A 13,781-nucleotide genomic window follows, 5' to 3' on the forward strand; every position below is an offset into this window, starting at 1 on the left:
TTCAAGGCTTAAGTGGCGGTTAGTTTAAGGAATTTTGCCTCTAACGACCAATAACAAGGTGATTTGTTTGAAGCATTCTTTATTTTTGTTCGTTATATGATGGATGTTTATCCGCTGAGAATAAAAATATGCCCGTCAAACCGGATATATTTGTCGATTGGACCTAAAAACTCATTGTGATCGGCGAGATCTTTTCAGCCGTTCTGGGCAGATCTTTGCCACGCGGCAAACGGCGAAAACAAAAAAACCAGGCTTTCGCCTGGCTTTTTAAATTTTTTGCTTTTTACGCTACAACCATACTTGGTTCTGCGAAAGCGACTGGTGAAACCGCTTCTTCTTCAAACGTTACCCACTCCCACGCTTCTTGATCTGCTAGAACAGAACGCAACAGTTGGTTGTTTAAACCATGGCCAGATTTAAACGCACGGAACTCACCAATGATTGGGTGGCCACACATGTAAAGGTCACCAATAGCATCCAATACTTTATGAGTTACAAATTCGTTTTCGAATCGCAGACCTTCTTCATTAAGAATACGGTATTCATCTAATACGATAGCGTTATCAAAACTACCGCCTAACACCAAATTCTGAGATTGTAGGTATTCGATATCACGCATAAAGCCAAAGGTGCGAGCTCGAGAGATTTCCTTCACAAAGCCTTGTGAAGAGAAGTCAAACAATAAATGCTGCTCGTCAGCGTCAATCGCTGGGTGATTGAATTCGATTTCAAAGTCCATGCGGAAGCCGTTGAATGGAACAAACTCAGCCCACTTATCATCGTCTTCAAAGCGTACAGGCTTTTTAATACGAATAAATCGCTTCGGCGCGTTTTGCTCTTCAATTCCTGCTTGCTGAAGAAGGAAAACAAAAGGGCTAGCACTACCATCCATGATTGGAATCTCAGGGGCGTCTACTTCAACAATAATGTTGTCCACGCCCATACCAGCAAGTGCGGCATTTAAGTGTTCAACCGTTGAAATACGCACACCTTCATCGTTAACCAATGCGGTACAAAGCATAGTGTCACGAACGGATTCAGGATCTGCTGGAAAGTCGACAGGTGGATTTACATCCGTACGGCGGTAAATAATACCTGTGTTTGCAGCCGCTGGGCGAAGAGTAAGTGTCACTTTACGACCAGAGTGGAGACCCACACCAGTTGTTTTCACCATTTCTTTCAGAGTACGTTGTCTGATCATCTGCTTGCCTCAGTACTAATTGCTACAAAACACGGTCAATAAGCAATATTGACCGCGAATCGTACCATAATTTTGAACAGTGTCAAATTATGATTTAATTTTAGTCAGCCTGACGACGTAAGAATGCTGGAATATCTAGATACCCAGTGTCCTTATCAGCTTTCGGTGCAGCACTTTGTTGACCAGCACCAGAGCTCGAAGGAGCAGAACTTGTCGGCTGAGGAGTCACCTGAGGTTTCTCTTGCAAACTTGGTGCCGGTTTTTCTTCCACTTTATTGACAGCTGGCTGCTGAGTAGGTGCTGCTGGCTGAGTTTGTGGTTGAGCAACAGAGGCTACTTTCGTTTTTCCACCCGCCACCAATGTGATGTCCGGTTTCTTCTCTGTGCCAATACCAGTCGCAACAACAGTCACACGGATTTCATCAGCCATATCAGGATCTAACGAAGTACCAATAACAACTGTAGCATTATCTGAAGCAAATGCTTTCACTGTATTACCGACTGTTTCAAACTCATCCAGACGCATATCAAGACCAGCTGTAATGTTAACCAGAACACCACGAGCACCAGCGAGATCGATATCTTCTAGAAGTGGGCTTGAGATAGCCATCTCAGCTGCTTCTTCAGCACGGTCTTCGCCTTTGGCAACGCCGCTACCCATCATTGCATGACCCATTTCCGACATAACGGTACGAACATCCGCAAAGTCGACGTTAATCATGCCAGGACGAGTAATAAGCTCTGCAATACCTTGGACTGCATTCTTAAGTACGTCATTCGCGCTAGCAAAAGCTTCAAGTAGAGTGATACCACGACCCAGTACTTTCAGTAGCTTTTCGTTAGGAATCGTAATTAATGAGTCTACATGTTTAGATAGCTCTTCAATTCCTTGCTCAGCAAAAGCCAAACGCTTTTTGCCTTCAAAGCTAAATGGCTTAGTGACAACAGCGACAGTAAGAATGCCCAGCTCTTTTGCTACTTCTGCAATAACTGGAGCAGCTCCTGTACCTGTACCGCCACCCATGCCAGCTGCGATAAATACCATATCGGCACCATCGAGCTCTTCTTTAATTCTATCTCGATCTTCGAGAGCAGCGTCACGCCCAACCTGAGGGTTAGCGCCTGCACCCAGACCTTTGGTCATGTCACCACCAATCTGGATTACGCTATTAACGCTTGTTTTACGAAGCGCTTGCGCATCAGTGTTGATGCTAATGAACTCCACGCCTTCGATGGATTCACGTACCATGTGTTCAACGGCATTACCACCACCGCCACCAACCCCAACGACTTTAATTACTGCGTCGTCAGACATTTCCATCATCGGTTCAAACATGTGTTATCTCCGTTTATCCTGCTGCTCAGGTTAAAATTCTTTTTGTATCCAGTTACGCAAGCGTCCAAATAATGTCGTTACAGATTGGCGTTTCGGCTCATTGTATTCTGCATCGTCATTGATTTGGCTGTCTCTTGCATAATGAAGTAAACCCACCGCCGTCGAGTGATACGGCTCTTTTACATAATCTGTTAGCCCACTAACCTCAAGAGGCTTGCCGACTCGCACTTGATTGCGGAATACGCGTTCCGCACACTCTACCAACCCTTCAATCTGTGCAGCACCACCAGTCAGTACCACACCAGCTGCAAGGTGATGTTTAATCCCTTCTTCACGCAACTTTCCCTGAACGGTATCGATAGTTTGGTTAACTAGTCCCATCAACTCAGTATAACGAGGTTCAATCACCTCAGACAAAGTTTGTCTTTGTAAACTGCGCGATGGTCGACCTCCCACACTAGGAACGTTAACCGTGTCATCCTTGCTGACCAGCTCACTGAGAGCACAGCCATATTTAACTTTTATTTCTTCAGCATCACTGACTGGCGTACCAAAGGCAAAGGCAATATCACTTGTTACCGCATTACCTGCATAGGAAAAGACTTCCGTATGCCTCAGTGCACCACCCGTCCAAATCGATACATCCATAGTGCCAGCACCGATATCGACAACGCAAACACCCAGTTCACGTTCATCTTCAGTGATCACAGCATTACTCGCTGCTAAACCAGAATAAACCAGATGCTCAACTTTCAAACCGCAACGTTCAACAGCTTTGATAATGTTTCTTGCCATGTCATTGTGGCAGGAGATCAAATGCACGCTAACTTCCATCCTTACTCCTGATAAACCTAGCGGATTTTTAATCCCTTCTTGGTAATCAATCGTAAATTCTTGTGGAATTACATGCAGAATGCGCTGTTCGTCACCTATTTTGATAGATTTAGCAGTATGAATCGCACGGTCCATATCTTCTTGAGAAACTTCTTCGTCAGAAATAGTTCCCATGCCTTTTTCTATACGGCTAGCAATATGTCTACCAGAGATAGAAATAAATACATTACTGATTTGGCACTCTGCCATCAGTTCAGCTTGGTCAACGGCTCGTTGGACCGATTTCACTACCGACTCAAGGTCGTTAACACCACCTTTGTCCATGCCACGAGAAGGACTACTTCCAGCGCCAATAATATTTATCTGACCATCAGGCAATACTTCTCCAACCAGAGCCGATACGGTTGCAGTGCCTATATCAAGACCAACAATAATGTTGTCATCAGCGGTCTTAGTCATCTGTACTCTCTTGTTCTAACTCTTGCTCAGGGAACCAACCAACTGAGGCTCCCGTATCATACCTGAGGTCAATATAGCTGACTCTTTGCGAGTCACTACCTAAGTTTTTGTATAAAGAGAGGAATCTTTCCACCCTCTCTTCTAAAGATTCTTTGCCCAGCTCAAGTCGGATACCGTTATCAAGAATGATTTGCCAAGCTCTGCGATCATTTAGCAGCAGCGAGGAGATCTTCAGATTCAGCGCTGCAAACTCCGGGCTAATTTTTCGCCAAACCGCCAGTACTTCCTGACTTGTTTCAGCTGGGCCATAGAGCTTTACGCGCTCTTCTGACAACTTGCCAATATCACCGTTAAACACTCGTCCCTGACTATTTAGCAGCTCGTTTCCATTCCAGATAGCGACAGCTTTATATTCAGTTAGGAATACTTTCACAGTATCGGGCCATTGCTTGCGAATTGAAGCATGAGAAACCCAAGGGATCGCTTCAACCGTATCTTGGAGCACCTTTACGTCCTGAGACATAAAGGTCCCAACATGCTGCAATGTAGCAAAGGCACGTTGCACATCCAGAGCTGAAACGTACTTCAACTCTCCTTCAAGGACGATTTTGGAAAGCGGTAAACGCTGGTCATCCCACATCCAAGACAAAGTAGAGTGGAGGATTGAGCCTATCAACAGCAAAACCACCAGCAAAAATGCACCACCCAAGGTATGCTTTTTAACTAGTGGTGAATCAGTAAAACGACGGCTTTCATTTAATGCGCTTTCAATCAAGTCCGTTGTCCCTGCTAGTCGCTCGCAACTCTAATCCCTATCTCATTTTTCGTAAAAAAGGCAAAAGCAATTACTTTAACCTTCGGATTATACTGGCGTCATTGAAAGTATCAAACACTGAAATTGAGAAATCGCACTTTAATTGCATTAATTCGTTCAAATAATCGAAATCTCACGTTTTCAATCACGCCTTATGCATCTTATCGATATTTAACTCAAAAGCAGCCAATTGCTTTGCTACTTTGCCAATATCACCAGCACCTTGAGTTAAAACTAAGTCACCATCTTGCAAAACATTCGCTAAAACAGAGGGTAAGGTAGCGCTATCTGAAACAAAAATAGGATCAATTTTGCCTCGGCTACGAATGGTTCGGCATAGTGCCCGTCCATCAGCACCAGCAATTGGCTTTTCGCCCGCTGAGTAGACATCGAGCATTAACAACACATCAACTTGCTCTAGTACATTGGCGAAATCATCATATAAATCACGAGTTCGGCTGTAGCGGTGTGGCTGGAATATCATAACGAGTCGTTTATCTTGCCATCCGTTGCGAGCAGCATGAATGGTCACATCCACTTCGGTAGGATGATGACCGTAGTCATCGACCAACATGGCACTGCCATTACCTGTGTCAAACTCGCCTAGGTGATCAAAACGACGTCCTGTGCCTTGCGTGCCTGCCATCGCACGTAAGATAGACTCATCGTCAATATCGTCTTCTGTCGCAACCGCAATGGCTGCTGCAGCATTCAGCGCGTTGTGTCGGCCAGGGATATTCAAGGTGATATCGAGATTCGCACGCCCCTGACGTACCACAGTAAATTTGCCTTGCTGTCCTTCTTGGCGATAATTTTCAATTCGCACATCAGCATCTTCCGCAAAGCCATACGTAATCACTTGGCGGCTGATACGAGGAATGAGCTCACGAACCACCGGGTCGTCAATACACACAATCGCCTGTCCATAGAACGGCAAGTTATGCAGAAAATCGATAAAGGTTTGCTTCAGCGTTTCAAAATCACCACCATAGGTATCCATATGATCCGCTTCAATGTTGGTCACAATGCTTACCATCGGCTGCAAGTGAAGGAAAGAAGCATCACTTTCATCTGCTTCAGCAATCAGAATACGGCTAGAGCCCAAGCGAGCATTAGTCCCAGCACTTTTAACTAGGCCGCCATTGACAAACGTTGGGTCAAGCTCCGCTTCTGAGTAAATCTGTGTCACAAGGGCCGTTGTAGTGGTTTTGCCATGTGTACCCGCAACCGCAATTCCATGCCTGAAACGCATCAGCTCCGCCAACATTTCCGCTCGGCGGACAACAGGAACTCGCGCCGCTCTTGCCGCTTTAATCTCAGGATTTTCTTCATTGATGGCCGTCGAGACAACCACAACACTGGCTTGCTGCACATTGTTTTCAGCATGACCAATAAAGATCGTCGCCCCTTTTTTAGCTAACCGCTCTGTGACAGGGTTTTCTGCTAAGTCAGAACCGGTAATTTGGTAACCTTCATTAAGTAGGACCTCGGCAATCCCACTCATTCCTGCGCCACCGATGCCGATGAAATGGATACATTTAACTCGGCGCATTTCTGGCACCATGGCGCGAATTTGCGCTAAGTCTTGAGTATGTTGAATTGTCATGAATCTTTCTCGTTATTTCGTTAGCGCTATGATGGCATCAGCCACTTTAGTATCCGCGTCTAATTTTGCTACCGCTCGTGCTTTGTTCGCCATTTCAAGCAGCTTAGTTCGATCTAATTGCTGAATCTGATCCACCAACTTATCGACGGTCAAATCTGGCTGCTCGATCATTTTCGCCGCGCCACACTCCACTAAATGATCAGCGTTCAACGCTTGTTGCCTGTCTTTGTGCATAAAGGGGATAAATACCGCGCCGATACCTGCAGCAGACACTTCAGAGACGGTTAAAGCACCGGAACGACAAACGATGAGATCTGCCCATGCGTAAGCCTCTGCGACATTATCGATAAACTCTGTTGTGTCAGCCTTATCTACACCAGCCGTTTGATATGCCGCTGACACGTCAATCTGATTATTTTTGCCGGCTTGATGGCGTACTTCGTATCCTTCACCAAGTTTCGACATTGCTTCTGGCATGGTGCGGTTGAGAATTTGCGCGCCTTGGCTCCCCCCCATCACTAGGATGCGGATTGTGTCTTTGCGCTCGGCCATTCTTTGTTCTGGTTCAGACAAAGCAACAACATCTTCACGAACAGGGTTTCCGACCACCTCAGCGCTGGGAAAAGCACCGGGAAACGCTTGAAAAACCTTCGATGCGATACGGGATAACCACTGGTTGGTTAATCCTGCCACCGCATTTTGCTCATGCAGAACAACCGGAACCCCTAGCATCTTAGCCGCGATACCGCCGGGGCCGCTGACGTACCCGCCCATACCGAGTACAGCATCAGGCTGCCATTGCTGCATATGTTTCTTTGCTTGCAGTATAGCATTCGCAATTTGAAACGGTGCTTTGATAAGGCGACTCAGCCCTTGACCACGTAATCCTTTGACTTTAATAAAGTCAATGTCGATACCGTGCTTAGGTACCAGTTCCGCTTCCATACGATCAGCAGTGCCCAGCCAACGGATTTCCCATCCTTGTTGCTGAAGCTTCTTGGCAACCGCCAAACCCGGAAATACGTGACCACCGGTACCTCCGGCCATCACCATTAATCTCTTATTCTTTTTCATCTTCATCTTTCTGTTGCAGCTCGCTATGCGATGCGATCAATCGACATTCATGATCGATCCGGAGCAATATAGCAACGGCAGTCGACATTATAATCAGACTAGAACCACCGTAGCTAATCAAAGGCAGCGTTAGGCCTTTCGTCGGCACCATACCGGCCGCCGCGCCTACGTTGACCAAAGTCTGAAAAGCAAACCAAATCCCAATACCAAATGCGAGGTACCCGCCAAACAATAAATCATGATCAAACGCTTTTCGCCCAATCAAAATCGCTTTGACCACCAGACTAAATATCAGTATTAACACCAATACCACGCCGACAAAGCCAAGCTCTTCGGCTAATACGGCAAAGACAAAGTCTGTATGCGCTTCAGGCAAGTATTCTAATTTTTGAATAGAGTTACCTAGCCCCTGACCAAACCACTCTCCGCGACCAAAAGCCATCAGTGACTGAGTCAACTGGTAACCGCTACCAAACGGGTCTTCCCAAGGATCAAGAAATGACGTCACACGGCGCATTCGGTAAGGTTCGACCAAGATAAGGCCGACAACCGAGGCAATCCCGACTACCATCAATGCCAAGAACTGGGTGAGCTTGGCCCCAGCAATAAACAACATACCGAACAAGGTCACCAACATAACGATGACAGTACCTAGATCGGGTTGAAGCAGTAGCAAACTTGCTAAGGTTCCAAATACAATAATGGGCTTAATAAAACCGCCAAAGAAGCTAGAGCGCACTTCTTCATGCTTACGTACCAAATAGCCCGACATGAAAATGAATAGTGACAGTTTGGCGACTTCAGCAGGCTGAAGGTTAAACAGCCCGAGAGGTATCCAGCGCGAAGCACCGTTCACCGATTTACCCGCAACAAGTACCACGACAAGCAGGAAAAACGACAGCCCAAGTAATAAAGTACTGTACTGCGACCATTTCTTCAGTGGCACCTGGAGGATCACACTTGCCGTCGATAACGCTAACACTAAAAATATCGCGTGGCGGAACATAAAGTGGAAAGGTTGATCAGTTAAGCGCGAACTGATTGGAAACGAAGCGGATGTCACCATGACTAAGCCCGTCAACATCAATCCTAAAGATATCCACACCAGTTGACGGTCGAATAAAGCCTCTGGTGACGAAGTGGTCATCCAGTGTTTAGTATTCGCTAGCAAGTGTCGTATCTGCATTCCCGTTGGCTTATCTACGCATAATGTGTGGCTAGCGCAGTGAAAGCATCGCCGCGCACCATAAAGTTCTTAAATTGGTCAAAGCTGGCACAAGCTGGAGATAACATAATCATGTCACCGGCTTCCATTCTTGGGCTGGCCCATTTCACTATGTCTTCCATAGTCTCGAAACGTTTTGCATCGCGGTGCAAAGGAAGAAACTTGTCGCCATCAGCACCAAAGCAGCATAGCTGGACATCCAATTGGTCCAAAGAGGGCTGTAACTCTAAAAAATCAGCGCCTTTACCATCTCCGCCAACCAACAAGTAGAGTTTACCGGAGAGTGATAAGCCTGACAGCGCAGCTAAAGTGCTCGCTACATTGGTTGCTTTCGAGTCATTGACCCATTTAACACCGTTATTATCCGCAACCACCTGACATCGATGTGTCAGACCGTTGTAAGACTTAAGTGCATCTATTCCAAGAGAAACATCAACACCTGCTTGTTCGAGTAGAGCGAGTACGACCAGCGCATTAGCAACATTATGTCTTCCTACTAGGCTTAGCTCGTCAGACGCCAATATTTTTGCATCTTGGTGACACAAGTACTCTCTTCCCTCCACTACTTTGACATGGAAGTCGCAACTTTTTTCTAGGCTAAATTCGACTAGAGGGGCATCTTTCTTATCTGGGTAGGTCGCAGGATCATCTGCATTGACAATGCACGCCTGTGCCTGCTCAAAAATGCGAAGCTTTGCCTGACGGTATCCTTCCATATCGTCATAACGATCCATATGATCTTCCGATAAATTCAGGAATGCCGCGGCTTTTAGAGAAAGGCTAGAAGTGGTTTCTAGTTGGAAGCTGGAGAGTTCGAGCACATATAACTCAGCATCTTGATCCAGCAGATCCAGCGCAGGCACTCCGATATTGCCGCCAATCGCTGTCTTCACGCCAGCAGCATTGGCGACGACACCCGTCAGGTCCGTAACCGTGCTTTTCCCATTCGAACCAGTAATGGCCACAACTGGCTTATCCACCTGCCAAGCAAACAGCTCGATGTCTCCAACCACTTGTACGCCTGCGTTGAGCGCTTGTTGAATTTCAGTAGTAGCAAGCGCGATGCCTGGGTTCGCCACCACTAAATCCGCATTTAGCAACCAGTCGCTATTCCAGCCGCCAGCATGTAGCTCAACACTTTGAGGTAGAGCTTCGCTTCCCGGTGGATTTTCACGGGTATCGATGACGCGAATGGTGAGGTTGTAAGGCAATTTTGCTAAGTATTTAACGACTGAGAGCCCGGTAATACCGAGCCCTACAACGACAACACTCTCTATGTTCTGCCAACGATCCATAGTCAAATTCCGTTTTCCTTAACGTACTTTCAGTGTTGCTAAACCAACCAAAACCAGAACAATGGAAATAACCCAAAAACGCACTATCACACGAGGCTCAGGCCAACCTTTCAGCTCATAGTGATGGTGAATAGGCGCCATACGGAAAATACGTTGACCACGTAACTTGTAGGAACCAACCTGAAGAATCACCGACAGGGTTTCCATCACAAATACACCGCCCATGATCACCAACACAAACTCTTGACGAACAAGGACTGCAATTGTGCCCAGTGCGCCGCCTAGGGCAAGTGAACCAACATCGCCCATAAAGACTTGGGCTGGATAGGTGTTAAACCATAAGAATCCTAAACCCGCACCGACTATTGCCGTACAGACGACCACCAGCTCGGAAGCATGAGGGACATAAGGAATGTGCAGGTAGTTGGCGAAGTTAACATTACCTGTTGCCCAAGCAATCGCCGCAAAGCCTGCCGCCACCAAGACTGTTGGCATAATGGCCAAACCATCAAGACCATCGGTCAAGTTAACCGCATTACTGGTACCGACAATAACGAAGTAAGTTAATACAATGTACATCAGGCCAAGCTGAGGCATGATGTCTTTAAAGAAAGGCACAACCAGTTGAGTCGCCGAGGTGTCTTTACCATGTGCATACAAAGCAAACGCCACAACCAAAGCAATCGCCGATTGCCAGAAATATTTCCAACGCGCGATCAGACCATCGGTATTTTTGCGCACGACTTTTCGATAATCATCAACAAAACCGACAGCACCATAGCCAATCAGGACAGCCAGCACCGCCCAAACGTAAGGATTGGAAAGATCGGTCCAAAGTAAAACGGTCGTTACTATCGCCGTCAGGATCATGATCCCCCCCATTGTCGGGGTACCACGCTTACTAAAGTGTGACTCTGGACCTTCGTTACGTACGACCTGACCGATTTGCAGCATCTGCAAACGACGGATCATGCGTGGCCCCATCCATAACGATATGCCTAATGCGGTCAAAACACTTACGATGGCACGAAACGATAGGTACTCGAACAAACGGAAGAATGAAAAGTATGGCTGTAGAAGCTCTGCAAGCCAAATGATCATGTATACATCTCCTTCAAAGCAGCGGCGATCTTGCTCATTCCTGCACTATTTGCCCCTTTTACAAGTAATGTATGAGGGCCTGTTTGCTGGTTGAGCTGCTGCTCAATAAACTCAATCATATGGTCATGAGTATCAAAGTGCATTCCCTGACAAACGTCGCTGATCGCTTTAGTATCAGCGCCAAAGGTAAGCACATGTTCAAATTTAAATGGGGCAGCATGTTCACCGACTTGGCGATGAAGTGCAAGACTTTCTTCCCCCAACTCAGCCATATTGCCTAAAACAAGCCAACGTACTCCACCAAAGCTATTCAGCAGATCTGCAGCCGCTTTCATAGCCGGAACACTGGCATTATAACTGTCGTCAATCAGTCTTATGCTATCGGTTAGGTCGACAGTTTCAACTCGACCTTTCACTTTTGATAAGTTGGCGAGGCCAGAGGCGATCATTTCTGGTGTTGCACCCAATTCCAGTGACAACGCCGTCGCCGCCAATGCATTCGATACATTGTGTTGACCAATAATGCCAAGTTTGACGTCGAAAGACGTCTCTGGCATTTGGATGGTAAAAGACGCTTCACCATTCACGTTAAGTGTTACATTACGCGCATTATATTCCGCACTGTTATCAGACAGTGAAAATGTCTTCACTGTTTTGTCAGACAGCACCTCTCGCCAGTATTCTCCACCATTGCTGTCTAGGTTTACAATCGCGACAGAACCAGGTTTAAGCCCCTGATAAATTTCACCTTTAGCACGTTTAACGCCATCCATTGAGCCGAAGCCTTCCAAGTGCGCTGCCGCAACGTTATTAACCAATGCGACATCCGGGTTAACCAGTTGCGTCGTATAAGCGATCTCTCCAACATGGTTGGCGCCGAGCTCAATGACTGCAAAGTCATCTTCTGGTTGAGAACGCAACAGAGTCAGTGGAACACCGATATCATTGTTAAAGTTGCCAGCGGTATACAACACTTGGCCTTTCTGAGTCATGATACTAGCGACCATCTCTTTCACTGTGGTTTTGCCACAGCTCCCCGTAATCGCAACGGTTGGCGTTTGACACACTTGATGAACAAACTGGCCCAACTTACCCAGTGCGACTTTGGTATCTTCGACTAATAGCTGAGGCACCTTAGCGTCAACCGCTTTGCTGACCAACAAAGCGCTCGCTCCAGCCGCAGCAGCCTGTCCTGCAAAGTCATGGGCATCAAATCGCTCACCCACCAATGCGACAAACAGAGACCCCGACTCAATCGTTCTAGTATCCGTCGAGACAGATTCAATAGCGGTATCATCACCGATAAGTTGGGCATCCAGTACATCAACAAGCTGAGACAGCATCAGAGTAATCATAATGTTAGCTCCAGAAGTCGTTGGGCGGATTCTCGATCAGAGTAATGAACTGTTTCATTAGCCAGCACTTGGTAATCTTCATGGCCTTTACCAGCGAGCAAAATAATATCGTCGCCGTTACTGTGCTTTAGTGCATGTGCCAAAGCGTTATAGCGGTCATGTTCAACAATGGCATTTTCAGGTGAAGCCATGCCCGCAAGCATATCTTTTACTATCGCAGACGGCGATTCGCTACGAGGGTTATCATCGGTCAGGATCACCACGTCAGCTAACCTTTCGCCGATAGAAGCCATCATCGGGCGCTTACCTGTGTCTCTATCCCCACCACAACCAAATATGGCCCAAAGTCGTCCATTACAATGGACTTTCAGAGCTGATAGCGCTTTTTCCAATGCATCTGGTGTATGGGCATAATCCACCACGACCTTGGCTTTGCCTTGTGCATGAAACAGTTCCATACGTCCCAAAACTGGTTTAAGTTGGCTGGCACTTTCAACCAATATTTGCTTATCGATACCCAGTGACAACAAGGCAGCAAAAGCCACCAGCACATTGCTAGCGTTGAACTCTCCGATCAAAGGAACGGTAAAACGACCATCACCATACTGACCAGAAAAGCTCAGGGTAATACCCGCTTCAGAATATTGAACTTGTGTAGCGAAGACCCCTTTGCCCGTTTGAATCGGAGACAAAGAAACAGGAATACAATCATCAAGCAGTTCAACCCACGATGCACCGACCACATCATCAATATTGATCACCGCTTTAGCGCAATCATGCGCGGTAAACAGTGATAGTTTAGCTCGGGCGTATTCTTCCATCGTGCCATGATAATCAAGATGATCACGACTCAGGTTTGAGAACACCCCTACCGAAAAGCTGAGAGCCTTAACTCTATTTTGCACGAGGCCATGAGAGGAAATTTCCATCGCCGTGTATTGTGCGCCTTGGTCTTCTAATTCAGACAAGGTTTGCTGAATTTCAAGCGCATTACCTGTGGTGTTCAACGCAGGCGTCAACGACTCAAGAAAGCCATTGCCTGTTGTGCCTAATACAGCTGCGCGCTGGCCGGATAACTCCAACCACTGAGCAATCAATTGTGTGATGGTGGTTTTGCCATTGGTTCCAGTCACTGCGATCAACTGGTTATGGCTGAGTGGTTGCAAACGACTCGCCAGTTGAGACAGCTTCTGGTTCAGACCCGCAATATAAACTACAGGAACGCCTTCTAGCTGCTCAACTTTGCCATGCACGTTTTGTTCATCTGCTTCAGCGATAATCGCGTTCGCACCTTGCTGAATTGCAGCATGAATAAATTGTCGACCATCTACCGTATGGCCTTTAATCGCAACAAACGTCGAGCCCGTCTTTATTTTACGGCTATCGAGCTCTAGCCTTTGAATAGCAACATCATTGCCGACTTGGTGTGAAAGAGATACCCAAGGTGCAAGCAGATGAGTCAGTGTGAGTTCTTTGGACAT

Annotated in this window: 11 protein-coding genes; all 11 read right to left on the reverse strand. The window is 46.7% G+C overall.

Annotated elements, in window-relative coordinates; all coding sequences use genetic code 11:
* Positions 1 to 283: 283 nt before the first annotated feature.
* Complete coding sequence (gene lpxC / locus F0265_RS17230; RefSeq protein ID WP_095664462.1) at positions 284 to 1,201, reverse strand: UDP-3-O-acyl-N-acetylglucosamine deacetylase; 918 nt, start codon at positions 1,199 to 1,201, stop codon at positions 284 to 286.
* A gap of 100 nt (positions 1,202 to 1,301) precedes the next feature.
* Positions 1,302 to 2,537, reverse strand: a complete 1,236-nt coding sequence (gene ftsZ, locus F0265_RS17235) for a cell division protein FtsZ (protein WP_006957992.1) — start codon at positions 2,535 to 2,537, stop codon at positions 1,302 to 1,304.
* Between the two features lie 30 nt (positions 2,538 to 2,567).
* Positions 2,568 to 3,830 carry a cell division protein FtsA gene (gene ftsA, locus F0265_RS17240; RefSeq protein ID WP_006957993.1) on the reverse strand — a complete coding sequence of 421 codons (1,263 nt, stop codon included), beginning with the start codon at positions 3,828 to 3,830 and terminating at the stop codon, positions 2,568 to 2,570.
* Complete coding sequence (locus F0265_RS17245) at positions 3,823 to 4,605, reverse strand: cell division protein FtsQ/DivIB (RefSeq protein WP_171749824.1); 783 nt, start codon at positions 4,603 to 4,605, stop codon at positions 3,823 to 3,825. The genes ftsA and F0265_RS17245 overlap by 8 nt, the downstream gene beginning before the upstream one ends.
* Positions 4,606 to 4,789: 184 nt before the next feature.
* Positions 4,790 to 6,250, reverse strand: coding sequence for a UDP-N-acetylmuramate--L-alanine ligase (gene murC / locus F0265_RS17250; protein WP_171749825.1), 1,461 nt, complete (start codon positions 6,248 to 6,250; stop codon positions 4,790 to 4,792).
* A gap of 12 nt (positions 6,251 to 6,262) precedes the next feature.
* Positions 6,263 to 7,324: an undecaprenyldiphospho-muramoylpentapeptide beta-N-acetylglucosaminyltransferase gene (gene murG / locus F0265_RS17255; protein WP_171749826.1), complete on the reverse strand. Its 1,062-nt coding sequence runs from the start codon at positions 7,322 to 7,324 to the stop codon at positions 6,263 to 6,265.
* Positions 7,311 to 8,510 (reverse strand): cell division protein FtsW, encoded by a 1,200-nt coding sequence (gene ftsW, locus F0265_RS17260; protein WP_029235986.1) that lies wholly within the window; start codon positions 8,508 to 8,510, stop codon positions 7,311 to 7,313. The genes murG and ftsW overlap by 14 nt, the downstream gene beginning before the upstream one ends.
* A gap of 14 nt (positions 8,511 to 8,524) precedes the next feature.
* Positions 8,525 to 9,844, reverse strand: a complete 1,320-nt coding sequence (gene murD, locus F0265_RS17265) for a UDP-N-acetylmuramoyl-L-alanine--D-glutamate ligase (RefSeq protein ID WP_171749827.1) — start codon at positions 9,842 to 9,844, stop codon at positions 8,525 to 8,527.
* Between the two features lie 18 nt (positions 9,845 to 9,862).
* A complete protein-coding gene (gene mraY / locus F0265_RS17270) occupies positions 9,863 to 10,945 on the reverse strand; it encodes a phospho-N-acetylmuramoyl-pentapeptide-transferase (RefSeq protein WP_171749828.1) in 1,083 nt (360 codons plus the stop codon).
* The gene (gene murF, locus F0265_RS17275; RefSeq protein WP_171749829.1) at positions 10,942 to 12,300 is read right to left on the reverse strand and encodes a UDP-N-acetylmuramoyl-tripeptide--D-alanyl-D-alanine ligase; all 1,359 of its coding nucleotides are present in this window, start codon (positions 12,298 to 12,300) and stop codon (positions 10,942 to 10,944) included. Before murF ends, mraY begins: the two co-directional genes overlap by 4 nt.
* On the reverse strand, positions 12,297 to 13,781 hold the full coding sequence (gene murE, locus F0265_RS17280) for a UDP-N-acetylmuramoyl-L-alanyl-D-glutamate--2,6-diaminopimelate ligase (protein WP_171749830.1): 1,485 nt from the start codon (positions 13,779 to 13,781) through the stop codon (positions 12,297 to 12,299). Before murE ends, murF begins: the two co-directional genes overlap by 4 nt.

It is taken from the genome of Vibrio sp. RE88 (genome assembly GCF_013113835.1).
Taxonomy (GTDB): Bacteria; Pseudomonadota; Gammaproteobacteria; order Enterobacterales; family Vibrionaceae; genus Vibrio.

Coding starts and splice junctions, on each gene's coding strand:
- murF (WP_171749829.1), bottom strand. CDS start 12,300: ATGATTACTCTGATGCTGTCTCAGCTTGTTGATGTACTGGATGCCCAA.
- murC (WP_171749825.1), bottom strand. CDS start 6,250: ATGACAATTCAACATACTCAAGACTTAGCGCAAATTCGCGCCATGGTG.
- murG (WP_171749826.1), bottom strand. CDS start 7,324: ATGAAAAAGAATAAGAGATTAATGGTGATGGCCGGAGGTACCGGTGGT.
- ftsZ (WP_006957992.1), bottom strand. CDS start 2,537: ATGTTTGAACCGATGATGGAAATGTCTGACGACGCAGTAATTAAAGTC.
- mraY (WP_171749828.1), bottom strand. CDS start 10,945: ATGATCATTTGGCTTGCAGAGCTTCTACAGCCATACTTTTCATTCTTC.
- lpxC (WP_095664462.1), bottom strand. CDS start 1,201: ATGATCAGACAACGTACTCTGAAAGAAATGGTGAAAACAACTGGTGTG.
- ftsA (WP_006957993.1), bottom strand. CDS start 3,830: ATGACTAAGACCGCTGATGACAACATTATTGTTGGTCTTGATATAGGC.
- ftsW (WP_029235986.1), bottom strand. CDS start 8,510: ATGCAGATACGACACTTGCTAGCGAATACTAAACACTGGATGACCACT.
- murE (WP_171749830.1), bottom strand. CDS start 13,781: ATGTCCAAAGAACTCACACTGACTCATCTGCTTGCACCTTGGGTATCT.
- murD (WP_171749827.1), bottom strand. CDS start 9,844: ATGGATCGTTGGCAGAACATAGAGAGTGTTGTCGTTGTAGGGCTCGGT.